Source organism: Pseudarthrobacter sp. TE3704 (genome assembly GCF_056279405.1).
The window spans coordinates 606,252-631,841 of the sequence record NZ_JBWCCJ010000002.1; the positions used below are offsets into that span (position 1 = coordinate 606,252).

General features: G+C 65.2%; 23 protein-coding genes. 5 read left to right on the top strand and 18 right to left on the bottom strand.

The annotated features are described in order from the left end of the window. Window positions 1-53: 53 nt before the first annotated feature. The 6 genes from smc to coaD form a co-directional block, all read right to left on the bottom strand. Complete coding sequence (gene smc, locus ACZ9BC_RS06830; protein ID WP_476245407.1) at window positions 54-3,641, bottom strand: chromosome segregation protein SMC; 3,588 nt, start codon at window positions 3,639-3,641, stop codon at window positions 54-56. Window positions 3,642-3,811: 170 nt separating this feature from the next. Continuing rightward, on the bottom strand, window positions 3,812-4,783 hold the full coding sequence (gene mutM / locus ACZ9BC_RS06835; protein ID WP_476245268.1) for a bifunctional DNA-formamidopyrimidine glycosylase/DNA-(apurinic or apyrimidinic site) lyase: 972 nt from the start codon (window positions 4,781-4,783) through the stop codon (window positions 3,812-3,814). A gap of 5 nt (window positions 4,784-4,788) precedes the next feature. After that, window positions 4,789-5,517, bottom strand: coding sequence for a ribonuclease III (gene rnc, locus ACZ9BC_RS06840; RefSeq protein ID WP_115525560.1), 729 nt, complete (start codon window positions 5,515-5,517; stop codon window positions 4,789-4,791). Window positions 5,518-5,538: 21 nt separating this feature from the next. Next, window positions 5,539-5,742, bottom strand: coding sequence for a 50S ribosomal protein L32 (gene rpmF / locus ACZ9BC_RS06845; RefSeq protein ID WP_009356569.1), 204 nt, complete (start codon window positions 5,740-5,742; stop codon window positions 5,539-5,541). Between the two features lie 36 nt (window positions 5,743-5,778). Beyond that, window positions 5,779-6,303 (bottom strand): YceD family protein, encoded by a 525-nt coding sequence (locus tag ACZ9BC_RS06850; protein WP_115525561.1) that lies wholly within the window; start codon window positions 6,301-6,303, stop codon window positions 5,779-5,781. A 122-nt stretch (window positions 6,304-6,425) separates the two neighbouring features. Then, on the bottom strand, window positions 6,426-6,926 hold the full coding sequence (gene coaD, locus ACZ9BC_RS06855) for a pantetheine-phosphate adenylyltransferase (protein WP_476245269.1): 501 nt from the start codon (window positions 6,924-6,926) through the stop codon (window positions 6,426-6,428). Window positions 6,927-6,969: 43 nt separating this feature from the next. Between coaD and ACZ9BC_RS06860 the strand changes: the two genes are divergently transcribed. After that, window positions 6,970-8,199, top strand: a complete 1,230-nt coding sequence (locus ACZ9BC_RS06860) for an aminotransferase class I/II-fold pyridoxal phosphate-dependent enzyme (RefSeq protein WP_476245270.1) — start codon at window positions 6,970-6,972, stop codon at window positions 8,197-8,199. Continuing rightward, on the top strand, window positions 8,199-8,984 hold the full coding sequence (locus tag ACZ9BC_RS06865; protein WP_476245271.1) for a spermidine synthase: 786 nt from the start codon (window positions 8,199-8,201) through the stop codon (window positions 8,982-8,984). The genes ACZ9BC_RS06860 and ACZ9BC_RS06865 overlap by 1 nt, the downstream gene beginning before the upstream one ends. Before the next feature lie 43 nt (window positions 8,985-9,027). On the opposite strand, the gene rsmD is transcribed toward ACZ9BC_RS06865, so the two are convergent. The 6 genes from rsmD to ACZ9BC_RS06895 form a co-directional block, all read right to left on the bottom strand. Further along, on the bottom strand, window positions 9,028-9,657 hold the full coding sequence (rsmD, locus tag ACZ9BC_RS06870) for a 16S rRNA (guanine(966)-N(2))-methyltransferase RsmD (RefSeq protein ID WP_476245272.1): 630 nt from the start codon (window positions 9,655-9,657) through the stop codon (window positions 9,028-9,030). Window positions 9,658-9,699: 42 nt separating this feature from the next. Continuing rightward, on the bottom strand, window positions 9,700-11,973 hold the full coding sequence (locus tag ACZ9BC_RS06875; RefSeq protein ID WP_476245408.1) for an ATP-dependent DNA helicase RecG: 2,274 nt from the start codon (window positions 11,971-11,973) through the stop codon (window positions 9,700-9,702). Continuing rightward, complete coding sequence (locus ACZ9BC_RS06880) at window positions 11,963-12,949, bottom strand: DAK2 domain-containing protein (RefSeq protein ID WP_476245273.1); 987 nt, start codon at window positions 12,947-12,949, stop codon at window positions 11,963-11,965. The genes ACZ9BC_RS06875 and ACZ9BC_RS06880 overlap by 11 nt, the downstream gene beginning before the upstream one ends. 22 nt (window positions 12,950-12,971) lie before the next feature. Further along, window positions 12,972-13,922, bottom strand: coding sequence for a thiamine-phosphate kinase (thiL, locus tag ACZ9BC_RS06885; protein WP_476245409.1), 951 nt, complete (start codon window positions 13,920-13,922; stop codon window positions 12,972-12,974). A 206-nt stretch (window positions 13,923-14,128) separates the two neighbouring features. Then, a complete protein-coding gene (locus ACZ9BC_RS06890; protein ID WP_476245274.1) occupies window positions 14,129-15,406 on the bottom strand; it encodes a hypothetical protein in 1,278 nt (425 codons plus the stop codon). 191 nt (window positions 15,407-15,597) lie between these two features. Further along, window positions 15,598-16,557 carry a hypothetical protein gene (locus tag ACZ9BC_RS06895; RefSeq protein ID WP_476245275.1) on the bottom strand — a complete coding sequence of 320 codons (960 nt, stop codon included), beginning with the start codon at window positions 16,555-16,557 and terminating at the stop codon, window positions 15,598-15,600. 573 nt (window positions 16,558-17,130) lie between these two features. Between ACZ9BC_RS06895 and ACZ9BC_RS06900 the strand changes: the two genes are divergently transcribed. Further along, window positions 17,131-17,607: a DUF3515 domain-containing protein gene (locus ACZ9BC_RS06900; protein ID WP_476245276.1), complete on the top strand. Its 477-nt coding sequence runs from the start codon at window positions 17,131-17,133 to the stop codon at window positions 17,605-17,607. A gap of 55 nt (window positions 17,608-17,662) precedes the next feature. On the opposite strand, the gene ACZ9BC_RS06905 is transcribed toward ACZ9BC_RS06900, so the two are convergent. The 6 genes from ACZ9BC_RS06905 to leuC all read right to left on the bottom strand — a co-directional run bounded on the left by ACZ9BC_RS06905 (window position 17,663) and on the right by leuC (window position 24,168). Continuing rightward, window positions 17,663-18,802: a D-alanine--D-alanine ligase family protein gene (locus ACZ9BC_RS06905; RefSeq protein ID WP_476245277.1), complete on the bottom strand. Its 1,140-nt coding sequence runs from the start codon at window positions 18,800-18,802 to the stop codon at window positions 17,663-17,665. 2 nt (window positions 18,803-18,804) lie between these two features. Further along, window positions 18,805-19,839 carry an NAD(P)H-dependent glycerol-3-phosphate dehydrogenase gene (locus tag ACZ9BC_RS06910; protein WP_115525588.1) on the bottom strand — a complete coding sequence of 345 codons (1,035 nt, stop codon included), beginning with the start codon at window positions 19,837-19,839 and terminating at the stop codon, window positions 18,805-18,807. 11 nt (window positions 19,840-19,850) lie between these two features. Beyond that, on the bottom strand, window positions 19,851-20,630 hold the full coding sequence (locus ACZ9BC_RS06915) for a lysophospholipid acyltransferase family protein (protein ID WP_476245278.1): 780 nt from the start codon (window positions 20,628-20,630) through the stop codon (window positions 19,851-19,853). 11 nt (window positions 20,631-20,641) lie between these two features. Then, window positions 20,642-21,967, bottom strand: coding sequence for a UDP-N-acetylglucosamine 1-carboxyvinyltransferase (murA, locus tag ACZ9BC_RS06920; RefSeq protein ID WP_476245279.1), 1,326 nt, complete (start codon window positions 21,965-21,967; stop codon window positions 20,642-20,644). A 138-nt stretch (window positions 21,968-22,105) separates the two neighbouring features. After that, window positions 22,106-22,717, bottom strand: coding sequence for a 3-isopropylmalate dehydratase small subunit (gene leuD, locus ACZ9BC_RS06925; RefSeq protein ID WP_476245280.1), 612 nt, complete (start codon window positions 22,715-22,717; stop codon window positions 22,106-22,108). An 8-nt stretch (window positions 22,718-22,725) separates the two neighbouring features. After that, entirely contained in the window at window positions 22,726-24,168 is a 1,443-nt protein-coding gene (gene leuC / locus ACZ9BC_RS06930) for a 3-isopropylmalate dehydratase large subunit (RefSeq protein WP_476245281.1), read from the bottom strand. A gap of 112 nt (window positions 24,169-24,280) precedes the next feature. Here leuC and ACZ9BC_RS06935 point away from each other — a divergent pair, with 112 nt between their 5' ends. Together ACZ9BC_RS06935 and ACZ9BC_RS06940 are read left to right on the top strand one after the other, a co-directional pair. After that, the gene (locus ACZ9BC_RS06935; protein ID WP_058266868.1) at window positions 24,281-25,000 is read left to right on the top strand and encodes an IclR family transcriptional regulator; all 720 of its coding nucleotides are present in this window, start codon (window positions 24,281-24,283) and stop codon (window positions 24,998-25,000) included. Window positions 25,001-25,037: 37 nt separating this feature from the next. Beyond that, complete coding sequence (locus tag ACZ9BC_RS06940; protein WP_476245282.1) at window positions 25,038-25,583, top strand: DUF1697 domain-containing protein; 546 nt, start codon at window positions 25,038-25,040, stop codon at window positions 25,581-25,583. Window positions 25,584-25,590 lie beyond the last annotated feature (7 nt).

Consider the following 25,590-nt stretch of genomic DNA (forward strand, 5'->3'; position numbering starts at 1 on the left):
TTTTGGGCCGCTGGGGACGCTTGACCTGCCCCGACGCCGCCAGGATCCCGTGCCTACACCTCGGCGCTGAGCCGCTGGCTGATCACGGTGGAAACGCCGTCGCCCCGCATGGTCACTCCATACAGCGCATCTGCCACCTCCATGGTGCGCTTCTGGTGCGTGATCACAATGAGCTGGCTGGATTCCCGCAGTTCCTCAAAAATGGTGATCAGCCTGCCCAGGTTCGTGTCATCCAGGGCGGCCTCCACCTCGTCCATCACATAGAACGGGGAGGGCCGAGCCTTGAAGATCGCCACCAGCAGTGCCACTGCCGTCAGCGAACGTTCACCGCCGGACAGCAGCGAGAGCCGTTTGATCTTCTTGCCGGCGGGGCGGGCCTCCACCTCGATGCCCGTGGTGAGCATGTCCGCGGGATCCGTCAGGACCAGCCGTCCCTCGCCGCCGGGAAAGAGCCGTTCGAAGACCCTGACGAACTGGGCCTGGGTGTCTTCAAAGGCTTCCGTGAAGACCCGCTGGACCCTGTCGTCCACTTCCTTGATAATGTCCAGCAGGTCCTTGCGGCTGGCCTTGAGGTCCTCAAGCTGTGTGCTGAGGAACTGGTGCCGCTCTTCCAACGCGGCGAATTCCTCCAGCGCAAGGGGGTTCACCTTGCCGAGGCTGGCAAGATCCCGCTCGGCTTTCCGCAGGCGCTTCTCCTGCTCCGGGCGGTCGTAGGGCTTTCCCTCCCTGATCTCCTCCCCGCCGGCATCAACGGGGGCGCGAAGGGCCGCCCATTTGTCGGCGCTTTCGTCCGCAGGAACAGGAACAGGCACGTGAGGCCCGAATTCGTCCACCAGCGCGTCGGGGGTGATCCCCAGTTCATCGATGGAGCGCGTCTCCAGGGCCTCGATCCGTGCGCGCTGTTGGGCACGGGCAAGCTCGTCCCGGTGCACATTGTCCGTGAGGTCGGCAAGCTCCCGGGCCAGCGCCTCATTCGCGTTCCGGATCTCCTTCAGCCCCCGGTCCCGCAGCTCACGGTTCTCCTCGGCGAGGTCCCGCTCGTGCCGTGCAAGGTCGACGGAGATGTCCACGTGGCGGAGTGCGAGGCCTACGGCTGCCGAAACTGCCGCTGCGCGCTGGGCCTGTACGCGACGGCGGCGGGCCCGTTCGGCTGCTTCCTCGCGGGCCCGGCGTTCCGTGGCGGCAGCACGTTCCAGCGATGACACGCGGTTGCGGGTGGCAGACAGCTGTTCCTCGGCGCTCCGCAGGGACAGCCGCGCCTCCACTTCGGCGGCGCGGGCCTGAGACGCCGTCCGGGCCAAAGCGTCCCGGTGTTCAGTTGACGGCTCCTGCTCCAGCGGCACCTCCTGCGCCGCCGCCAGGCGGGCAGCGACGGCGGCGAGCGCTTCTTCCTCCGCCACGACATTTGCCTCGGCACGGACCAACGAAGCCGCCAGCCTGTCACTTTCGCCGACGGCGCTGCGCAGCAGGGAGTTCAGGTGGCCGAGGCGTTCCGCCACCGCCGCCAGCCTCGCGTCGGACTCGTGCAGCTTGTCCAGGGCGGCGTCGGCCCGTTCCTGCGCCTCGGCGCGCCTGGCCTCAGCGCCTGCCAGGGCGAACCTGTTTTGTTCCATCGCGGTGGTGACCGCCGAAAGCTGCCTGTCGGCGTCGTCCACGGCGGCCTGAACTTCAAGCAGTGACGGCGCCTTGGCCGAGCCTCCCGCGACTGACAGCGCCGTGAAAACGTCCCCTGCGCGGGTAACGGCCGTGAGGCCGGGGTGCGCCGCCACCAGTGCGGCGGCACCTTCAATGTCGGGAACGACGGCGGTACGGGACAGCAGGTGCCTGACCAGTGCCAGGGACCTGCTTTCGCCGGACACGAGGGCCTCGGCCCATTGGGCGTCCCCGTGCAGGTCGGGCAGGGTTGTGAACTCCAGGTCAGCGTCCGCCGCGGAAGCGATGAGGACTGACGCCCGGCCGGCGTCGTCGTCCTTGAGCCGCTGCAGTACCTCGGCGGCCGTGGACGGGTCCCGTACAACAACCGCCTCCGATGCCTCCCCCAGGGCGGCAGCGACCGCCGTTTCGAATCCGGACTCCACCGTGAGTTCCGTGGCGAGGCCTGCCTGCACGCCGGGGATTCCGGACTGCAGGACATGCCTGGCGCCGTCCTTGCGGTCCAGCCCAAGCTTCAACGCATCCCGGCGGGCCCCCAGCGCATCACGCTTGCGGATCCCCTCGTTGATGGCTGCCTTCAGGTCCGAGATTTCGCTGAGGACGCCGTCCAGGGCAGCACTTGCGGCCTCGTAGTCGGCATCGAGGGATTCCTCGCCCTCTTCAACTCCTGCCACCTGGTTTTCCAGGGCTGTGAATTCGGCCTGTGCACGGGCGCGGCGCTCGGCACCGGCGGCCACCGACTCCCGCAGCCTGCCCAGCTCGGCCTGTGCGGATTCCACCCGCGACCTGGCCGCCGCCACCTGTCCTGCCAGGCGGGCCAGGCCCTCGCGCCGGTCCGCCACTGCCCGCAGTTCCGCGGTAAGCCGCTGATCTTCCGCATGGGCATCCTGTTCGGCCTGGACCTTTGCGGCAGTGGCGGATTCCAGGGCACCCCGCCGGTCCAGGATGGACCGTTCGAGTTCGGCAAGTTCCTCGCGGACACGCGCGGCCTGGCGTTCCAGCTGTTCCGGATCCCGCCCCGGGGGTGGTGCGGAATCCACGGATCCGAGCAGGCGGCTGCGGTCCTCGGCGAGCGAGCCGAGGGAACGAAGCCGCTCCCTGGCCGCCGACAACCGGTACCAGGTATCCCTGGCGGCGTTCAGTGCCGGCGTGGCCTCCGCCGCCAGCTGCTCAAGCGTTGCCTGCTGCCGGCGGCCCTCCTCCAACTCCTGGCCGACGACGGTCCGCCGGGCCTTGAGAGCCTCTTCGTCCGCCACATCCTGTTCCAGGGCAAGCTGCAGCTGGACAAGGTCGTCAGCCAGCAGCCGGGCACGGGCGTCCCGGACATCAAACTGGACGCGCTGGGCCCGTCGGGCCACCTCGGCCTGCTTGCCCAGCGGTGTGAGCTGGCGCCGGATTTCGCCGGTGAGGTCGGAGAGGCGCTGGAGGTTGGCCTGCATCGCCTCGAGTTTGCGCACAGTCCGTTCTTTGCGCCGGCGGTGTTTAAGGATGCCGGCCGCTTCCTCGATGAAGCCCCGCCGGTCCTCAGGGGTGGCATGCAGGATCCGGTCCAACTGTCCCTGCCCCACGATGACGTGCATTTCCCGGCCGAGGCCCGAATCGGACAGGAGTTCCTGGATGTCGAGAAGGCGGCAGCCTGCGCCGTTGATGGCGTATTCGGACCCGCCCGTGCGGAACAGGGTCCTGGAGATGGTGACTTCGCTGTACTCGATGGGCAGGGCACCGTCGGTGTTGTCGATGGTCAGCGAAACGTGGGCCCTGCCCAGGGGCGGCCGGCCCGATGTACCGGCGAAGATCACATCCTCCATCTTGCCGCCGCGGAGGGTCTTGGCGCCCTGCTCGCCCATCACCCAGGCCAGCGCGTCCACCACGTTCGATTTGCCGGAACCGTTCGGGCCGACTACGGCAGTGACGCCCGGCTCAAAGTCGAAGGTGGTGGCGGACGCAAAAGACTTGAACCCCCGGACGGTGAGGCTTTTGAGGTGCAAGGCGTTTCGGATCTCCTGAATGGCTGTAGCGGCTGCTTTCGCAGACACAAATCTACTTCGTCTCCGGCCAAAGTCCGGGATTCCCACGGCTTCCGCCGTGCACTCCGGCGGCCCGGTTCCCACCGTTCATCGGTCCACGCCAGGGATGGCAACCCGCACTTACGTGGTGGCTACCAGTGTCCGTTGCGGGGACGGGGCTGGCAGACCGGGCACGTGTGCGATGAGCGGTTCATAAACTGCTCACGGCGGATCGTGGCGTGGATTCCGGCGGCGGCGCAGCGTTTGCAGGGCTCGCCGGCCCGCCCGTAGGCGTTGAGGGACCTGTCAAAGTATCCGGAGGCACCGTTGACGTTCACGTAGAGGGAGTCGAAGCTGGTGCCGCCTGCTGCAAGTGCATCGAGCATCACCTCGCGGGCGCTGCTGACCACTCTTTCGGCTTCGCCCCTGCGCAGTGTCTCGGTGGGCCGGGCGTAGTGCAGCCGCGCACGCCACAATGCCTCGTCAGCGTAGATATTGCCGATGCCGGACACCAGGCCCTGGTCCAGGAGAGCGCGTTTGAGCCCGGTTTTGCGCTTCCGCAGCCGGCGGTAAAAGAGGTCGAAGGAGAAAGCCGGGTCCAGCGGATCCCGGGCAATATGCGAGGCCTCTTCCGCGATCAGCGGCAGGGGCGATTCGGCCAGGCCGCCAGGGCCGCCGTCATCCGTGGGCACCATGGCCGTGACGAAGAGGCCGCCGAAAATCCGCTGGTCCACGAACCGCAGTTCTTCCGGCATCCCGTCACGGGCGCTGAGCCGGAACCGCACTTTGAGATGCTTTTCGTCCGGAACCTGGCCGTCCTGCATCAGGAGCTGGCCGCTCATGCCCAGGTGCGCCATCAGAGCGACAGCAGGCCGCACGAATGCGTCGGGGCTAGCCGCTTCCCGGGCGCCTGAGTTGTCCGAAAGCGGCAGCCAGAGGAATTTGCCGCGGCGTACGACGTCGGTCACCGTGGTGCCTTCGAGGTTGCCGATGAAATCCCTGACCCCCAGGGAGTGGCGGCGGACTGACCGAGGGTCCAGTACGTCAACGGCTTCGATGGTCCGGCCGCGGACCCAGCTCACCAGGCCGCGGCGGACCACTTCCACCTCGGGGAGTTCCGGCACGGCGCCTACTTGGCTGCTACGGAACCGGTGGACTTGCCGGATGCGTCGGAAGGACCTGTTCCGGAAAGGACGCGCCAGGCATCGGCTGCGGCTTCCTGCTCCGCTTCCTTCTTGGAATGTCCGGAGCCCTTGCCGCAGGGCTTGCCACCGATGTTCAGGACTGCCGTGAAAGTCCGGGCATGGTCCGGACCCGCACCGTCCACAGCGTAGTGAATGGTGCCGAGCTGGCGGCTGGCGGCAAGCTCCTGGATGCTGGTTTTCCAGTCTGTCCCCGCGCCGAGCACGGCCGCGTCCTTCAGCAGGGGCCCGATGAGCCTCATGACCAGCTGGCGGGCGGTCTCGATATCGTTTGACACATAGGTGGCACCGATCAGCGCCTCCATGGTGTCGGCGAGGATGGACGCCTTGTTCTTGCCTTCGGTGAGCTTCTCGCCCTGCCCAAGGTAGATGTAGTCGCCAATTCCGAGGCTGCGTCCAATGTTTGCCAGCGCGCGGGTGCTGACCACGGCTGAGCGGCGCTTTGCCAGGTCTCCCTCGGGGAGGTCCGGGTTGTCCCGGTAGAGGGCATCAGTAACGGAGAAACCCAGGATGGAGTCGCCGAGGAATTCCAGCCGCTCATTCGTGGGAATGCCGCCGTTTTCGTAGGCGTACGAACGGTGTGTGAGCGCAAGACGAAGCGTCCCGGCGTCAATAGTGACACCGAGACGCTTCAAAAGCTCTTCAGTTGAAGACATCAGGTCAGCCTTAGTGGCCGATTAGACGTCAGCGACCTTGCGGCCCTTGTACTCAAGGAACAGCGCAGTGCCAGCAGAGTCGGTAACGACCTTCGCCTGGTGCGGCAGGCTGTAAGTAACCTGGCCGTTCTCAACGGTCTTCACCAGGTGGGGGGCGGTCGCCTTCCACTGCGAGCGGCGGGCGCGGGTATTCGAGCGAGACATTTTCCGCTTGGGAACAGCCACGGCTAACTCATTTCTCTCTAGACAAACACGTACAAATCAATTTTGCCGGTCAGGCTTAGCCATATCAGCTAGGGCAGCCCAGCGAGGATCCAAGACCTCGTGGTGGTGCCCCGGCTCGTCTTCCAGGCGAACTCCACATTCGGAGCAAAGACCCTGGCAGTCTTCCCGGCACACCGGCTGGAACGGCAGGTTGGTGACAACCGCGTCCCGCAACACCGGTTCAAGATCGATTACATCGTGCTCGACTCGACGTTGCTCTTCATCATCTTCTTCGTCCGAAAGCTCAACACCTTCATAGAAGAAAAGTTCTTGCACATTGACCTCAAGGTCATACGCAAGGGGATCCAGGCATCGACCGCACTCACCGGTTACTTCCGTGAGGACGGTTCCTGATACCAGAATTCCTTCGTGTACGGCCTCAAGCCTCAGATCCAGCTCGACATCCGAGCCTTCCTGAACACCAATGAGCGCCACACCAAGATCACTCGGTGCGGGTACATGTTCCTTCAGTGTCCGCATGCTTCCCGGGCTGCGCCCGAGGTCCTTGACGTCGAACGCCAAGGGCGAACCAGCATCTCTTTTAATGAGAACTCCTGTTGAACATATGACCGACGTACCATCTTAGCCTGAAGAGTCACGGGGACTCAAACCGGCGGCCGGCGGCGCCGAAGTACCGGACCAGCCTACCGCTTTGGCGCCTGATCCTGTGCAGGCTCGCCAGTCAGCATCCTCCGTTGGACGGATCTTGGGACATACTCGGACACGCTGCCGCCAAGGGCTGCCACCTCTTTGATGAGGGTGGAGGACAGGTGGACATAGTGGGCCTCGGCCGGCAGGAAGACTGTTTCCACGCCGCTCAGCTGCCGGTTCATGGTAGCCATTGGCAGCTCGTAATCGAAGTCCGAGGACGACCGAAGCCCCTTGACGATGGCCGACACACCGCGCTGCCGGCAATATTCGGCCAGCAGGCCCTCCCCCACCGGCTCAACCACAATGCCTTTGAGCGAAGCGAGGGTCTCGCGTGCCATCTCCAGCCGCTCGTCCAGGCTGAACCTGTACTTCTTGGCGTAGTTAGTGGAAATCGCCACGATGACTTCGTCAAAGAGTCCGGCCGCCCGCGCAATGACTTCAAGATGGCCGTTGTGGATGGGGTCGAAGGATCCTGGGCAGACAGCTCGTCTCATGCTCCGAACCTACCCCATGAAAAGCCCGGGATACCATGACTGGATGCATCCTCCACGGGAACTTTCCCCACCCCTGGCTCCTGCTCCATGGCAGCGCGCCGCGCTGGGCGCCAACCTCCTGGCACCCGACGGCAGCCTGGGTGTCACCATCTTCGAAGAGATGACCGGTTTGGCCCTCCAGACCGGCGCCATCAACCTCGGCCAGGGTTTTCCTGACGAGGACGGGCCGCTGGAGATCCGGGAGGCAGCCCGAGCCGCGATCTCTGCCGGAGCAAACCAATACGCGCCCGGCAAAGGCCTCCCCCAGCTGCGCGAAGCCGTCGCCGCGCACCAGGAGCGCTTTTATGGGCTCACATTCAACCCGGACACAGAGGTCATCGTCACCACCGGCGCCACGGAAGGTATCGCAGCGGCCCTTCTCGCGTTTGCCGGTCCCGGCGACGAGGTGTTGACCTTTGAACCCTTCTACGATTCCTACGGGGCGATGATCGGCCTCGCCGGCGCCACCCACGTGACGGCCCCGCTGCTGGCCCCGGATTTCCAGCCGGACATGGCAGCCCTTGAGGCCGCCTTCAGCGAACGGACCCGCGTAGTACTGCTGAACAATCCGCACAATCCCACCGGTGCGGTCTTTCCCCGGAACGTGCTTCAGCGCGTGGTGGACCTCGCCCGGAAACACGGCAGCATCATCATCACCGATGAAGTCTATGAACACCTCACGTTCGGTGTTTCCCATCTGCCGGTGGCATGCCTGCCAGGCGCAGCGGAGCGGACCATCACCATCTCATCTGCCGGGAAGACCTTTTCCCTCACCGGATGGAAAATCGGCTGGCTCTCAGGGCCCGCGGAGCTCGTGGCCGCTGCCCGCACCGTGAAGCAATTCCTCACCTACAGCTCCGGGACGCCTTTCCAGTCAGCCATCGCTGCCGGCCTGGCACTGCCCGACGCTTTTTACAACGGCATCGCCGCGGACCTGGAGCATAAGCGCAACATCCTCCGCCAGGGACTGGCTGCCGCCGGGTTTGATGTTTTTTCCCCGCAGGGCACCTACTTCATCAATGTGGACACCGCCCCTCTGGGCATCGAAGACTCCGTTGACCTGGCCAGGCGGCTTCCGGCCCTGGTTGGTGTGGCCGCAATCCCGGTCCCGGTGTTCTGCCATCCGGAGGGCGCCGCCAGGACGCGCAGCCTGCTCCGTTTCGCCTTCTGCAAAAGGACCGAAGTTCTTGAAGAGGCCGCGGAACGGCTTGCCACGCTCAGCGGAAGGCTCTGATGGCTGCCAGCCAGGGGCACGCGGCACGGTTCCTGCAGACCACGGGCCAGCATGCCTCCATCGAACCGGACGCGTTCACCGAGGGCAGCTATGTGCTCAGCATCGGCGGTTCCGAGCAGTCGCACGTAAATCTTGCCCACCCCGAAGAGATCTTCTACGAATACCTCCGGCGGATCGGGCACCTGGTGGACCTCGCAGCGCCTCCCGCAGCCCCTGTGAAGGCACTCCATCTCGGGGCAGGGGCGCTGACGCTGGCGCGCTACATCCAGGCGACCCGGCCTGGGTCGCAGCAGTACGCAGTGGAGCTGGAGCGTGAGCTGCTGGACTTTGTCCTGCGCCAACTTCCGCTTCCGGAGGGAACGGACCTGCGGACCATCACGGGCGACGCCCGGGAGGCACTCGGTGAGCTCGACCCCGGCCTGATGTTCGACGTCGTGATCCTGGATATCTTTTCCGGGCCGGAGGCCCCGGCCCATATTGCCACTGCGGAGTTTTACCGGGAGGTGCGGGGACGGCTTGGGCCGCGGGGCGTGCTGGTGGTCAATGTGGGCGACGAGCCGGGCCTGACGCTGGTCCGCAGCCAGGTGGCGGCCATGCGGCAGGCAATGGCTGATGTGGCCGCCTTTGCCGAATCAGGAATGTTCCAGGGACGCTATCCGGGCAACATCATCCTGGCCGGGACGCAGGTGCCGTGGCCGGAGGAGTGGTCGGCGGAACTCGCCGCCCGCGGCCCGCACCCGGCAAAAGTGCTGGCAGGAGTGGATCTGGACCCGCTGGCGGGCTAACCGTGAAATGAGGGCCGCCGGGGTGGCTCCCCCGGCGCCGGGGCTAGTACCCGGATCCTTCCGGTTCTGCCACCGCCGGAACGTCATGGCTGTCGATGGCGTCGGGGACGAAGGGCTCCGCGAACCACAGCCTGGTTTCGCCGTATTTCTTTTCCGCGAACCGTGCCAGGGCGCCGGGCCATTGCGGTTCAGGAGAACGGGACGAGCGTTCCACCACCACCACCGCCGCCGGTGCCAGGTGGGCGGAAAGCTTTTGGAGGACGGCGGCCAGCGCCTCCTCCTCCAGCGGATACGGCGGGTCAAGGAATACGAGGTCCCAGGTATCGTCCGGTTCGGCGCGGTCCAGGAACGGTTCCACCTTCGAACGGTGCACCGTGACGGCTTTGCGGCCGAGGACGCCATTGATGAGGTCGGCGTTACGCTGGCAGACGGCGCTGGCCTTGGCGTCAGACTCCACGAGTTCCACCGTCCGGGCTCCACGGCTGCCGCTCTCCACCCCCAGCGAACCGGAACCGGCGTAAAGATCGAGCACGCGGGCGCCCGCTATGACGTCAAAAGCGTCAAGGCGGGAGAACAGGGCCTCCTTGACCCGGTCGGTAGTGGGCCGCGTCAGGGAGCCCGGGACCGCTGACAAAGGGGTGCCGCCGGCGGCACCCGCGACGATCCTGGTCATTCGCTCCACCTGAATCCACTGCCGCCCACTGCGGCATCCTGGTTAACCGCGCTCAAGGAACGCCTCCTTCTCCGGGTTGAGGTACTTATCAATGGCATCCGCGAGTTCCGGGTGGCCGGACAGGAAGGGATCCTTCCCCACGATGTCCTGCGCGTCCTCCCGGGCCCGGGCGATGACGTCCTCGTGTTCCAGAACACGCAGCAGTTTCAGGGTGGAACGCCCGCCGGACTGGGAGGCACCCAGGATGTCACCCTCACGGCGCAGCTTCAGGTCCTCCTGCGAAAGGATGAACCCGTCAGTGGTCGCAGCCACTGCCTCCAGCCTTCGCCGGCTGGGATGGGCGGGCTCAAGCGCCGTGACCAGCAGGCATGTTCCGGGCAGGCCGCCGCGGCCCACCCGCCCCCGAAGCTGGTGCAACTGGGAGATGCCAAACCGGTCGGCATCCAGGATCACCATAAGCGTTGCGTTATGCACGTCCACACCCACCTCGATCACCGTGGTGGACACCAGCAGTTTGACGCTGTTGGCGACGAACCCTGCCATGGTGGCGGACTTGACCTCAGGATCCTGGCGCCCGTGGAGCGGAGCCAGCGGGACGCCGGCGAGGGACGGTTCGGTCGAGAGGTGCTCGACGACGGCAGCCACCGATGCCAGTTCGCGGACGTCGTCATCCTGCTCGAGGCCGGGCGGTTCGGCTTCGCCGGGGCTGAAATCGCCGTCGTCGTCCGTGCCGATCTTGGGGCAGACAACGTACACCTGGTGACCGGCGTCAATTTCCTCGCGGGCGCGGGCCCAGATACGCCCGGCCCAGGCCGGGTTCTCGGAGAGGCCCACCAGATGCGTGGTGATGGGAGCCCTGCCCTTCGGCAGCTCGTCAAGGGTGGACGTCTCCAGGTCACCGAAGACGGTCATGGCAACAGTGCGGGGAATGGGCGTGGCAGTCATGACCAGCAAGTGCGGGGGCTTTCGGGCCTTGGCACGAAGGGCATCGCGCTGCTCCACGCCGAACCGGTGCTGCTCGTCCACCACGATCAGTCCGAGATCGTAGAAGGACACATTGTCGCTGAGCAGGGCGTGGGTGCCGATCACAATTCCGGCCGTCCCGGACGCCGCGTCCAGCATGGCCTGCTTGCGCGCCGCGGTGGGCATGGACCCGGTCAGGAGGGTGACCTGGACGGAGGCGCCGTCCGGTCCGGCAAGCCCGCCGAGCAGGCCGTCCCGGGAGAGCGGGCCGAGGGTGCGGCGAATTGAGTCGTAATGCTGGGCGGCGAGGACTTCCGTGGGTGCCAGGAGCGCCGCCTGGCCCCCCGCGTCAACCACCTGCAGCATGGCCCGCAGAGCCACCACCGTCTTGCCCGAGCCCACCTCCCCCTGCAGCAGCCGGTTCATGGGGGCATCGTGGGCCAGTTCCGCGGCGAGCGTCTTCCCGACGGCGGCCTGCCCGTCCGTGAGCGTGAAGGGAAGGTTTCTGTCGAAAGCGGCCCGCACCCCGTCTGCCACCGGCCGGCGGGCGGTGGCTTCTTCCGAGGCGATTTGGGCCCGGCGCCGGGCGAGCGCGGACTGCAGGACCAGGGCTTCGTGGTACCGGAGCCGTTCCCGGGCCCGCTTCCAGTCCACAGCAGTCTCCGGCGCATGGATGAGCCGGTAGGCCTGGGCCAGGGTTAGGAACTTTTCCCGCTCGGCAACCTTGGGCGGCACCGGATCCGGAAGCGAAGCGAGATCCACGGTCTCAAGCAGTGTTGTAATGACCTTCTGGATCTTCCAGCTGGGAAGTTTGGCGGTGGCGGGGTACACCGGAATAGGCATGGCCGCCAGCTTCTCCGGATCCTGGCCGCCGTCGCTGAACGGGTCCTCGTCCAGGACATGGAAATCCGGGTTCGTGAGGCCCAGGACACCGTTGAAGCTGGTGACCTTGCCGGAGAACAGTGCACGGCGTCCCTGCAGCAGTTCAGCCTTGGCCCGGTATCCGTTGAAAAAGCTGATCTTGAGTGTCCCGGGGACCTTGCCCCGGTAATCCGTCCCGCCTACCACCCTGAGGCCTGTCTTGCCGTCGTCGTCCGAAACCACGACGTCGGTGATGCTGCCGCGGCGCGCCCGCATGGTGCGGGTGCTGCTGGACAGGACCCGGGCGATCAGGGTGACCTCCTCATCGCGCGGGATTTCGCTGATCGGCGTCAATTCACCGCGGGTCAGGTACCGGCGGGGAAAGTAGTTCAGCAGTTCTTCCACCGTGGTGATGCCCAGGTGCTTCTCGATGACGGCGGCGGAACGTTTTCCGATGCGGCGTTCCAGGCCCAGGTCCAGCTCAGCGTTCATGCCCACTGGAGTTCACTGCGTCCGTGTCCGGATCACGCGGCAGCGCGAGTTCGCTGATGCTGATCTGGGAGGGTTCCCCCAGGGATCTGATGATAGCGACGGCGGGGTCGGGGTCGGGGACGTGGACGTGCACCCGCCACCGGTAGTTCCCGTTGGCATCCACGCCGCTCCCTACCTGGCTCATGATCACCGACTCGCCGATCTCGTCCAGCCGTTGCCGGAGTGTGGCGGCATTCAGGGGTGAAAGGCTGATGGTGCACATGACTTCCACACCGTCGTCGTCCGGCATATCGGTGTGGATGTGCGGATCGGCGACGTCATAACCGTGGAGGCCGTCAAGGAGTTCGCTCTGCAGTTCCTCGCCCAGCACAGCGGAGCGGAGGCAGTCCAGGATCAGGAGCATTCCCACTCCGCCGGCGTCCACCACATGCGCGCTGGTGAGTGCGTCAAGCTGGTCCTCGGTGTGGATGACGGCCGTGAGTGCCGCTTCGACGGCGGCGTCCAGCACAAGGCCCAGGGCGTGGTTGCTGTCATCTCCATTTTGCCCGGCATCCACGGCCGCTGCTGCGCGTGCCGCAGCTTCCATCACGGAAAGCATGGTGCCTGGAACGGGGTCGCTGAGGGCGGACCAGGCACGGATCTGGGCCCGGTTCAGGGCCGCCGCCAACAGCGTGGACGTCAGCCGGGTATGGCCCGCGAGCGGTTCGGCAGCCGCGCACAGGAACACGGAGAACAGCGTGCCGGAATTTCCCCTTGCCTCTTCGAGGGCGGCCTGGCCGGCTGTGGCCAGCACGGCGCCGACGTCCATCTGGACCGGCTGGTCGCCGCTGGTGGCAAGGGCCCGGGCCGCGGCGCGTACCGTCAGGTACAGGTTGGTTCCTGTGTCCCCATCCGCCACCGGGAAGATATTGATGGCATTCAGGCGGTCGCTGTGGTTGCCCAGGGCCGTCTCAGCCTTGCCCAACCACCTCTTCATCGCTTGCGCGTTGGCGGCAACCTTAGTGTGCAAAGTGATCCCATCCCCCGGTGTCCGCGGACCGGCCCGCAATCATGACGCCCGGGCCTTCATCGATTCCCAGTGCTTGTACCGAGCCTATCGCAGTGAATCCCACAGGCAGCTGGAAGCCCGGCGGGAATGTGGCGAGGAGTCCGTGGTCCTCGCCGCCGCCCAGTACCCATGCCGCTGGGTCCATGCCGAGCAGCTCCGCTGCCGGATGCAAAACCGCCGCCAGGCGGGCCAAGTGTCCGGGATCGAGGTCGATGCCGACGTTGCTGGCAACCGCCATGCGCCGGCCATCTCGCAGCAGTCCGTCCGAAACGTCCAGCATGGCTGTCGCTCCGGCTTCCCTGGCGGCCGGACCTGCGGCGAGCGGTGGCCGCGGCCGGCACTGGAGGTCAAGGAAGACGCGCTGCGCCGGGGTGAGGAGCTCCACGTTCACAGGGGATTCAAGAAGGGCCAGGCCTGCGGCGGCATGCCCGGCGGTGCCTGCCAGCGCCAGGATGTCACCCGGGCGCGCGCCGGAGCGGAGTACCGCCTCTCCCCCATGAAGGGTCCCCACCACGGCCACGGTGACAGAGATTTCACGCCCGCGGCCAAGGTCACCGCCTGCCACCGAGCAGCTGTCCGCCCCGAGTTCCCTGATGCCCGCTGAAAGGCCGTCGGCCACGCCTTCAACCCACCTGACGGGGGTGTCCGGCGGCAAGGTGAGGCTCACCACCATGGACGTTGCCGTTGCCCCCATGGCGTTGATGTCGCTGAGGTTTTGCGCTGCCGCTTTCCACCCCACGTCAAAGCCGGTGGTGCGGTAGCCATTGGACCAGCGAAGGCGGAAGTCCTGGTCTTCAACCTGGGTGTCAATGCTGATGACAGTCTTTCCGTCAGGGGCAGCCACCACGGCGGCGTCGTCCCCCGGGCCAAGGAGGGTGGCTGCGGAGTGGGCCCCTGCCATGGAAAGCCGGGGAAAGATCCGGGCCAGCAGTTCGGCTTCGGAGAGGTCAGCCACGGCCGGCTGCTGTCCCGGTCCGGACCCGACCGGGCCGGCCTGGCCTGCGGATGTCCCGTCCGTGCGGGTCTGTTCACTGCTGCTTATGGGCTTTTCTGGCACGGCACTACGCTACAGCGCGGCACCGACATTGGGGCCCGGAGTCCTTTTAGCTACTTGCCCGGTAGGAGCTTGCAGGGAACAGCTACCTGCCAGTTTGCCGGTGTGACCGGGATAACCGCCTCAGTCATCGACGGGTCCGCGGCGCACTGCACGGTAGCGGTCTGGACGCCTGTCATCCACTCGGGGCCGGTTTGCCGGGCAGGCGTGGCCTGCAGGTAGCTGTTGGAGAGAAAGACCGCCAGCAGGACAGGCGCGAGGTACTTGGTCTTGTTGGAGCCGATCACCCCTTTGTCTTCCGCCACTGCGCAGGCTATGGGAACCAGTGCGAGCAAGAACATGGAGGGTGCGGCCGCGTAACGGAAAAACGTGAATTTTGACAACCACTCTTCTTTGGAAAAGTTGGCGAAATCGAATTCCGGTGACGGATTGAGTACCGTTGCGGCAGCCCAGCAGGATGCAGCGGCGGCGAGGGCATACAAGGCAGTCACTTTCCACTGTGCGCGACCGTACGCCACGATGTACGCGAGCAGTCCAAAAATGACGATGACGGGAATGGCCACGGCAAACCCACCGAATGTCACGACATTGAGTGCCATCGTGTCCGCATCCGTCTCCCAGATGGATCCGACCGCTTGCAGGAGAAACCCGTAGATGACTGACAAAGGGTCCATCGAATCGAGACGGGGAGCTTCGGAGTAACGCGGATTTGCGACCGTAGCGAGAAACTGCAGGCCAATGCCAAGAATGAGCGCGGCCGGCGCGGCATAATTCTTCCTTTTGACGATCTCCCAGATCGCCAATGGCAGGAAGATTCCTACGATGATTTCCGTGGTGGCAGCTGCCAGCGTGGCAACAATAAGGACGGCACGCACGGGCCAGGTGCGCGGCTCAAAAATCAGCAGCCATGGACAAAGCCAGAGCAGATACCAATGGAGGTTTGCCGCGTTTCCCAAAACTTCAAGCGGTCCAACAGGTACGAGGACCGGGATGAGCGCCACCATCAAACGATAACTTTTGCGCTGGAAAAGCTGCCCGGACAAAAAGTACGTGCCTGTTGCTATCGCTGCAACCGTCATGCAACTGAGGAAAGTAACAAGCATCGCATACGCCTCAATGGGGCCGACTGTGTAGGCAATAGCAGATACAACCCGCGGAATCGTGTGAAGATACCCCGCATACGGCTCAACGATGCTTTGCCAGGACCCGACGGATATCGTCTCGGCCAGGAAAACAGCGGCATCCTCGGCCCACAGAGTCCCGCGGGATACTTCAGGAAGGCGGAACCACGTCAAGAAGGTCAGCCCTATCACCGCCGCCACCACGCTCACGGCCCTCAGGCTCCGCACACGGTAGGACCGTTTGGCCTTTTTCTCTGGATCCAGCCGGTGGCATGGCGCAGCGACAGCAGTGTTATTCATGATGGAACCAGCTTATAAGGAGAAGAAACCGACACGGGCCACGCACTCGTCAGGCGAAGTGGAACACAGGAGCCAGCCCAGGAGCCCGGCCCTTATGCCTTTCACTGTCCCCGCAGCTCCGGGCAGGCAATCTCGACCTGCGCGAACTTCCAGGCAGCAGGTGCGACTACCACCACTGCAGCGGCCAACGCCCTGTCGTTGCTGCAGGCCGTGCGGGCTGCTTCTACTCCCGGTGCCCACGCCGGGCCCGTTTGCCGGGTTGTGGCAGTGGGAAAGTAGCTGATGAGGAGAAATATGACGAAAATGCCCGCAAAGTAGGGGACGTTGCCGCGACTGATGTGCCCATTCTGCACGGCAGTGGCGGCGGCCAGGGGAACCAGCAGGAGAAGGAACATCCCAGGGGCAGCCGCATAGCGTATATACGTAAAGCTGTTGGCCCAATCCGATTCCGCATAAGCGGCATAGTTGAACATGGTATTTCCACTCAGAACTACTGATGCCGCCCAACACAATCCGGAAGCTGCAATAGCAGCCGCTGCCCCGAATTTCAGAGCTGTGGCGCCTTTCGCCAGTACAAACGCCAGCAGCCCAATAAACAGCAAAGTCGGAATAACAAGGACCCACGAACCGAAGTTCACAATTCCAGACGCCAATGTCCTGCTGTCCGGATGCCAGATCGATCCGATGGGCAGCAGCACGTATCCCATAAGGACAGACAATTTGTCGACTGCATCGGTCGGAGGTGCTGCCCCATCGAACCTCGGGCTGACGAGGGTTGTCATGACTTGGAGAACCAGACCCAGCAGCAGTCCCGCGGGTGCTGCGTAGCTCCGCCGCTTCCAAGCAACCCAAACAGCGAGGGGCAAAAACATGCCGCTGATAATTTCGCTCGCTGCCGTCACGAAGGAAAGCACGAAAAGCACGGCACCAGCGGCCGGGTTGGCTGGCTTCTTTAGCAGGAGCCAGGGCGCCAGCCACAGCAGGTACCAGTGCAGATTGGCTGCATTTCCCAGGACTTCGTTCGGACCAATCGGCAACAGGATCGGAATTACGGCGATCATGAGGCGGACTGACACTGATTCGGTCAGTACGCGGGCCAAGTGGAAAACGCCAATTGATATTCCTGCCACTACAGCACAACTCAGCAGCGACATAGCGATGGCGTAACCCTCCAACGGTACAAAGGCGTGGGAGATGCTGGCCAGGAGCCTGGGCAGGACGTGCAAGTAGCCGTCATACGGCAGAAAAATGCTTTGGAGGTGTCCAGCGCGCAAAACGTCCCGGAGGAACACTCCGCCGTCCTCAGCCCACACGGTCTCCCGGGTCAGGATGGGTAGACGGCCCCACGCGGTAAGCGTCAGGACACAAGCGGCGCCCAGCAGACCGGCTGCCTTCAGTATGCGGCTCCTCATCGGTGGGGAGGCCTCCACAGTCGGACGGGCGGAGTCAATTATTCTTGTCATTGTTTCTTCAGCTTATCGCCCTGTCGACCGGCAGATTGTCCAGTCGAGCGCGGCAGCGTTCGTCTTAGGTTCGTGCAGAGGCCGGCGACCCGGGAAGATTGGCGTGGGGCTCTGTGGCCGGAGATGATGGTTGTCATGCCCACTTTCCTGTCCAAGCCACATCCCGCCCGCATGACGAAAATGCGAACGGCTCTCGCAGCGGCGTTCACCATCTCTTTGTTGGCAGGATGTTCTCCCGCGGTGGACGTCACCGCCGCCAAAGATGCAGCGGATCCCGCCTGCGCACCCATGATGGTGGCACTGCCGGACGCGATCGGGGACGCCCGCCTGCGGAAGACGAACAGCCAGGCCACCGCGGCCTGGGGGGACCCGTCTCTGGTCATCCTCCGCTGCGGCGTCAACGTTCCCGGCCCCACCACCGACCGCTGCGTGACGGTCAATGGCATCGACTGGGTCATCAAGGAAGGCGACCCGGTGTGGACCCTGACCACCTACGGCCGTGAACCTGCTACCGAGATCCTGATGGACCCGGACAAGATCAGCTCCGCCACGGTGCTGGCAGATCTCGCAACGGCGGCCGGCAAGGTGCCGGCCACCCGCAACTGCGTGGGCCAGGAAGAACTCCAGGACCTGCCGCAGAGCCAGTAGGCGCAGCCCGGCCCGCCGGGGTCTTTCGCCACGCTCAACCGTGGGGAAGCCCCTGCTAGCGCAGTCCGGTCTTCCGGTTAAGCGCGAGGTGGATGAGTTCATCGATCAGGTCCGCGTAGCCCAGTCCGGACGCTGCCCACATCTGCGGATACATGCTCTTGGGCGTAAAGCCGGGCATGGTGTTGATCTCGTTGATGATGAGTTCGCCGTCGGGCGTGTAGAAGAAGTCGACGCGGCTCAGGCCCTCGGCCCCGACGGCGTCAAACGCGGCTGCCGCCAGCTCGCGGACCCTTGAGATGGCTTCCTCCGGGATATCCGCGGGGCAGCTCAGCGCTGCAGCATCGTCCTCCACGTACTTTGCGTTGAAGTCGTAGAACTCGTGGCTGCCACCGGCTACTGAGATCTCGCCCGGCATCGATGTCCTGGGGGCGTCGGTGCCCCTGCCTTCCAGCACGGCGCATTCAATTTCACGGCCGGCGATTCCGGCTTCGATGACCAGCTTGAGATCGTGCCGCCGTGCTTCCTCGATGGCGGCATCCAGTTGGTCGAGGGAGTCAACCTTGGAAATTCCCATGGACGATCCGGCCCGTGCGGGCTTGACGAAAACGGGGAATCCGAGCAGGTCCACCTGCTTCCGGACGGCTTCCGGATCCTTGCGCCACTGCCGGTCAGTCACGGCGATGTAGGGACCGACATGGAGCCCGGCCGCCTCAAAGACCACCTTCATGAAGTGCTTGTCCATGCCCACCGCGGAAGCCAGGACACCGGCACCCACGTAGCGGGTGTCGGAAAGCTCCAGGAGCCCCTGGATGGTGCCGTCCTCCCCGAAGGGTCCGTGCAGCAGCGGGAAGACCACGTCCACGGCGCCCAGTTCCCGGGGGACTTCATTCGGCGAAGCCACGATCAGCTGGTGTTCGCCGCCGATCTCGGCCAGGGTCACCGTGTCCGAAGACGGCGCCACCTCCGGGAGGGATGACGCAGCCAGGGACCACTGCGCGGTGTCGGTGGAGGCGAGGACCCACTGTCCGGACTTGGCAATCCCGATGGGAATCACGTCGTACTTGTCTTTGTTGATGGCGCCGAGCACTCCGGCGGCCGTTACGCAGCTCACGGCGTGTTCACTGGAGCGGCCTCCGAAAAGTACGGCCACCCGGGGCTTTGCCGGCACTCCTGCAGTCAGGTTGTCAGGGGACATCGTCAGTAATCGCCTTCAGGTTTCAGTTCCCGGGACAGCAGGAGGGGCCCCAGTTGGTCAACGGACAGCTTGCCGGCCAGCACCGCCACGACGGCGGCCGTGATGGGCATATCGACGCCCAGCTTGCCGGCCAGCTCATGCACGGCCTGCCCGGACTTGATGCCTTCGGCAGTCTGGGTCATTTTTTGGCCCACTTCCTCCAGCGTAAGGCCTTCTCCCAGCAGTCGCCCTGCGGTGTGGTTCCGCGACAGCGGTGATGAGCAGGTGGCCACGAGGTCGCCGAGGCCGGCGAGGCCGGCCATGGTTTTCGCGTTCCCGCCCAGCGCCAGTGCAAGGCGCGAGGTTTCCGCCAGTCCACGCGTGATGACGGAAGCCTTGGTGTTGTCGCCCATCTGCTTGCCCTCGCAGATGCCCACAGCCAGTGCTATGACGTTCTTGACGATGCCACCGATTTCGACCCCCACCACGTCGGAGGTGGTGTACGGCCGGAAATACGGCGCCGTGCAGGTCCTGGCAAGCCAGCCGGCGACGGCTGAATCGGCGCATGCCACCACCGATGCCGTGGGCTCCTCCCGCGCGATTTCCATCGCGAGGTTGGGGCCGGAGACGACGGCGATGCGTTCAGCCGGAAGGGCGAGTTCCTCGCTGATGACCTCGCTCATGCGGGCATCAGTGCCGAGCTCCAGTCCCTTCATCAGGGACACGACGATGGCGCCGGGGGCGATCATGTCCTTCCATTCGCGCAGTTGGGGCCGCAGAGACTGGGCCGGCACTGCAAGGACCACCAGATCCGCTCCCTGGAGCACCTCCCGGACGTCCGAGGAGGCTGTGATACTCGCCGGAAGTTCGATGTCTTTCAGGTACTGAAGATTGCGGTGGATGCTGTTGATCTGCTCCACCACTTCATCGCGCCGCCCCCAGATCCGGATGGCGCGCGTGGTGTCCGCCGCGATGGCGGCGTCCCCGAGGATTTTCGCGAACGTGGTACCCCAGGACCCCGCGCCGAGCACGGCGACGGAACGGGCGGAGCCCGTCATGTTCCCGGAGGTCACTGAGCATCCGCCCCATTGCCGGGCTGCTGCTTCTGCTGCTCGCGCTCCACGAAACGTCCGTGCTTTGCCTGCTGCTGGCGGGTCGGATCCCAGCGCTCTGCCGGTGGCTCCTCGCCCCGGATCCCCGCCAGGAGTCCGGTGATGGCGTCCATGATCGCGTCTGTGGCGGCCGACAGCGTGGCCTTGTCCAGCGGCCGCCCGGAGAATGCGCTGAGGTCCACGGGATCACCCACCACAACCCTGGACTGCTTGCGTGGAAAAATATGGAACCGCTTACCATAGCGGGGAAATACCTCGTGTGCGCCCCAGTGGGCGATGGGAACCACCGGGATTCCGCCTTCGAGGGCCAGCCTGGCGGCACCCGTATGCCCCTTCATGGGCCACAGCTCCGGATCGCGTGTCAGCGTGCCTTCGGGGTAGATGATGATCGCCCCGCCTTCGGCGACAATCTCCTGGGCGACCTGCAGCGAGCGGTTCGCTCCCGCCGTCGAACGTTCCACCGGCACCTGCTTGGTGGCCCGCAGGAGCCAGCCGAGGCCCGGCACGTTGAACAGTGCTGCTTTGGCCAGGAAGTGCGGCGCGCGCTTCTGGTTATAGAGCATGTGCCCCACCACGAGGGGGTCTATTTCTGTGCAGTGGTTGGGCGCGGCGATGAAGCCGCCGGCGGGAAGCTTTTCGATCCCCTCCCATTTCTTGGCCATCATGAGGTTCAACAGCGGGCGGACGACGCCGGCGATGAACACGAATGTGGCCCTGCTCTTGGCAGATTCCTTCACGGCCCGTCCCGTTACTTCGTGGTGGTGATGTCGAAGTCAGCACCCAGGCCGGCGAGCTTTTCGGTGAAACGCTCGTAGCCGCGGTTGATGATGTCGATGCCGGTTACCCGCGAAGTACCGGTGGCCGCCAGGGCGGCAATCAGGTGGCTGAAGCCGCCGCGGAGGTCGGGGACGTCGATGTCGGTTCCCTTGAGCTGGGTAGGCCCGGAGATGACTGCCGAATGCAGGAAGTTGCGCTGCCCGAACCTGCAGGGAACGCTGCCGAGGCACTCTCGGTGGACCTGGATGCTGGCACCCATCCGGATGAGGGCTTCGGTGAAGCCGAAGCGGTTTTCGTACACCGTTTCGTGGACGATGGAGACTCCCTCGGCCTGCGTGAGCGCCACGACGAGCGGCTGCTGCCAGTCCGTCATGAAACCGGGGTGCACGTCTGTTTCGAGGACCAGCGGGTTGAGCTTGCCGCCCCGGTGGTAGAAGCGGATGCCGTCCTCGCCGATGTCCATTCCGCCGCCCACCTTGCGGTAGGTGTTCAGGAAGGTCATCATGTCCCGCTGCGAGGCGCCTTCGACGAAGATGTCACCGCGGGTGACCAGGGCAGCGGATGCCCAGGATGCTGATTCGTTGCGGTCCGAAAGGGCCCGGTGGTTGTAGCCCCCAAGGTCGCGGACGCCTTCGATCCTGATGGTGCGGTCCGTCTGGACGCTGATGATGGCGCCCATCTTCTGCAGCACGGCAATGAGGTCGATGATCTCGGGCTCGGTGGCCGCGCCGGACAGCTCGGTGATGCCCTCGGCGCGGGTGGCGCTCAGCAGCACCTGCTCGGTGGCCCCCACGGACGGGTAGGGCAGGGAGATCTTGGCTCCGTGCAGTCCCTTGGGTGCTGAAATGTGGATTCCGCCGGGACGCTTCTCCACGACGGCACCGAACTGGCGCAGGACGTCCAGGTGGTAGTCAATGGGGCGGTCGCCGATCTTGCAGCCGCCCAGGTCCGGGATGAACGCCTCGCCGATCGCGTGGATCAACGGTCCGCAGAGCAGGATGGGGATCCGGGAGTCGCCGGCGTGCGCATCGATGGCCGTACTTGGTGCCGTCTTGGCAGCCTTGGGGTCAAGGGTGAGGTCGCCGTTTACCGGGTCCTTCTCCACGGTGACGCCGTGCAGCTGCAGGAGGGAGGTGACTACCTCCACGTCCTTGATCTCCGGAACGTTCCGCAACACCGACGGTTCGTTGCCCAGCAACGCCGCCACCATCGCCTTGGGGACCAGATTCTTGGCCCCGCGGACGTTGACGCGGCCTGTAAGCGGGACTCCGCCGCGGATTGTCAGAACACTACTCATATACCGGTTTCCTCACGATTACTCGCCCCCAAATCCTTGCAAAGGCTCCAACCAAGCATAGGAGGTCGCGTTACCGAACCGAAATACGCGGGCTCCGCCGGCAGGGCGTGGCGGACCCGCGTACCGCAGATTCCCGCGTCAGTGCGGCTGGGAAAGCCGCGCGGGCAGGGTCTTGGGCTTGAAGGCAGGGCGCGTGGCTTCGTAGGCCGTGATGTCCGCCTCGTGCTGCAGGGTGAGCCCAATGTCGTCCAGGCCTTCCAGCAGGCGCCACCGGGTGTAGTCGTCGATCTCGAACGGTGCGACGATGGTGCCGCACACCACCGTTTTGGACTCCAGGTCCACCATCACCTCAGTACCGGGAGCGTTTTCCAGCTCTTTCCAGATCAGTTCGATGTCATCCTGGGCAACCTGCGCTGCCAGCAGTCCCTGCTTTCCGGAGTTGCCGCGGAAGATATCGGCAAAGCGTGATGAAAGGACGGCTTTGAAACCGTAGTCCTTCAGCGCCCACACAGCGTGTTCCCGGGAGGAACCGGTGCCGAAGTCCGGTCCCGCCACCAGGACGGAGCCGGCGTTGTAGGGCTCCTGGTTGAGGATGAAGGAAGGGTCCTTGCGCCAGGCGGAGAACAGCGCGTCCTCGAAACCGGTGCGGGTAATGCGCTTGAGGTAGACCGCGGGGATGATCTGGTCCGTGTCAACGTTGCTCTGGCGCAGCGGGACGCCGATGCCGGTGTGCTTGGTGAACTTTTCCATGATGTGTCCTAGGCTGCGTCGGTGCGGATGGCTGCGGGCTCAAGGTCCGACGGCGAGCTGAGCGTGCCGCGGACGGCTGTGGCTGCCGCCACCACCGGGGAAACCAGGTGGGTGCGGCCGCCCTTGCCCTGGCGCCCTTCGAAGTTGCGGTTGGAGGTGGAGGCGCAGCGCTCCCCCACGTCCAGCTGGTCCGGGTTCATGCCCAGGCACATGGAGCAGCCGGCAAAGCGCCATTCGGCGCCGAAGTCCTTGAAGACCTTGTCCAGGCCCTCGGCTTCGGCTTCCAGCCGGACGCGTGCCGAGCCGGGCACCACCAGCATGCGGATGTTCGGGTCCTTTTGGCGGCCGCGGACGATGTCCGCCGCGGCACGGAGGTCCTCCATCCGGGAGTTGGTGCAGGAACCCAGGAAGACCGTGTCAACGCGGATGTCCTTCATGGGGGTGCCGGCCTCCAGTCCCATGTACTGCAGGGCGCGCTCCGCGGCGGCCTTGGCGTTCTCGTCGCCGAAGTCTTCCGGGGACGGGACGGACTGGGACAGCGAGACTCCCTGGCCGGGGTTGGTGCCCCAGGTGACGAACGGCTCAAGGGTGTCGGCGTCCAGGTCCACTTCGACGTCGAAGGTTGCGTCGTCGTCGGTGCGCAGGGTGTTCCAATACTCGACGGCGGCGTCCCACTCCGCGCCCTGCGGCGCGTGCGGGCGCCCGTACATGTAGTCGTAGGTGGTCTGGTCCGGAGCGACGAGGCCGGCACGGGCGCCGGCTTCGATGGACATGTTGCAGATGGTCATCCGGGCATCCATGGACAATGCGCGGATTGCCGAGCCGCGGTATTCGAGCACGTAGCCCTGGCCGCCGCCGGTGCCGATCTTGGCAATGACGGCCAGGATGATGTCCTTCGCGGTGACGCCGGGACGCAGTGTCCCTTCCACGTTAATGGCCATGGTCTTGAACGGCTTCAGGGAGAGCGTCTGGGTGGCCATGACGTGCTCCACCTCGGAGGTGCCGATGCCCATGGCCAGCGCGCCGAAAGCGCCATGGGTGGAGGTGTGGGAGTCACCACAGACCACGGTCATGCCCGGCTGCGTGAGCCCGAGCTGGGGGCCCACCACGTGCACGATGCCCTGTTCGGCGTCGCCCAGGCTGTGCAGCCGGACGCCGAACTCGGCGCAGTTGTTGCGCAGGGTCTGGATCTGGGTGCGGCTGGTCAGGTCGGCGATGGGCTTGTCGATGTCCAGGGTCGGAGTGTTGTGGTCCTCCGTGGCGATGGTCAGGTCCGGGCGGCGGAGCTTGCGCCCGGCCAGGCGCAGGCCTTCGAATGCCTGCGGGGACGTGACCTCGTGGACCAGGTGAAGGTCGATGAAGAGAAGGTCGGGCTGAGCGTTGGCTCCTTCGCCGTCGCCTTTGCGCACCACATGTGCGTCCCAGACTTTCTCGGCCAATGTCTTTGCCATGGCCATCTCCCTTCACTGCTGTTTGGCTGATTGGTTCAACTGAATCAGCATGGCTCATACTGCGCCAGCCGAAAGATTTGCATCTCAGATAATGAGACGGCAATATCATTACATGGACAATTCTAGTGGAGTCGGTGTCATTGATAAAGCGGCCCAGGTGCTTGATGCGCTGGAGGCCGGCCCCACCACGCTGGCACAGCTGGTGGCGGCAACCGGCCTGGCCCGGCCCACCGTCCACCGCCTGGCCCTGGCCCTCGTCCACCACCGGCTGGTCAGCCGCGACATCCAGGGGCGGTTCGTCCTCGGCAGCAGGCTGGTGGAGCTGGCATCGGCCGCCGGCGAGGACCGCCTGATTGCCTCGGCAGGTCCCGTACTCATGCAGTTGCGCGATGCGACGGGCGAGAGCGCGCAGATCTTCCGCCGCCAGGGCGACTGGCGTGTCTGCGTCGCCTCTGCCGAGCGTCCCATCGGCTTGCGGGACACCATTCCGGTCGGCACGCAGCTGTCCATGAAGGCAGGCTCCGCGGCGCAGGTCCTGCTCGCATGGGAAGACCACGACCGCCTGCTCGAGGGCCTGCAGGCCGCACGCTTTACGCCCACCGTCCTGGCAGGCGTACGACGGCGGGGCTGGGGCCAGAGCCTCGGCGAACGCGAGCCGGGGGTCGCCTCCGTCTCGGCACCGGTGCGGGGTCCGTCCGGCCGGGTGATCGCCGCGGTGTCGATTTCGGGTCCGATCGAGCGGCTTACCCGCCAGCCAGGCCGCCTGCACGCCGAGGTTGTGTGCAACGCCGGGCGGATCCTCACCGAAGCGCTGCGCAAGAACAACGACTGACAGCATCCTCCTGAAGCCCGGGCGCTAGGCTGTGGCCATGGGCAGCTACGCAGTGTTTCTCCGCGGCATCAATGTGGGCGGCATCAACATCAAAATGGCCGACCTCAGGGAAGCCCTGAAGGCCTGCGGTTTTCCGGACGCCCTGACCCTTCTGGCCAGCGGAAACGTGGTGCTGACCAGCAGCCTCGGTGCCGCCGCCGTCAAGCGGGAATGTGAAAAGTGCCTGCGCGCCGCTTTCGGCTATGAAGCCTGGGTGGTGGTCCTTGACGCGGGCAGGGTGGCCGAACTGGTGGAAGCCTGCCCTTACCCCGACGATGACAGGTCCACGCACACCTACATCACCCTGTCCTCGGACACAGCGGTGCTGGACGAACTGGATACGGCAGGGGCTGCCCTCGACGGCGCCAAGCAAAAACGGCTGGGACCCGAGGCCCTGGCCTGGCTGGCGCCGGCAGGCGGAACGCTGGACAGCCCCTTCAGCAAGATCACTGCCAAGGCCCGGTTCAAGGCAGCCACCACCACCCGCAACCTGCGGACGTTGATCAAGGTCCGGGACGCCGCTGCCGCCCTTAATAAAGGGTAGGCGCCCG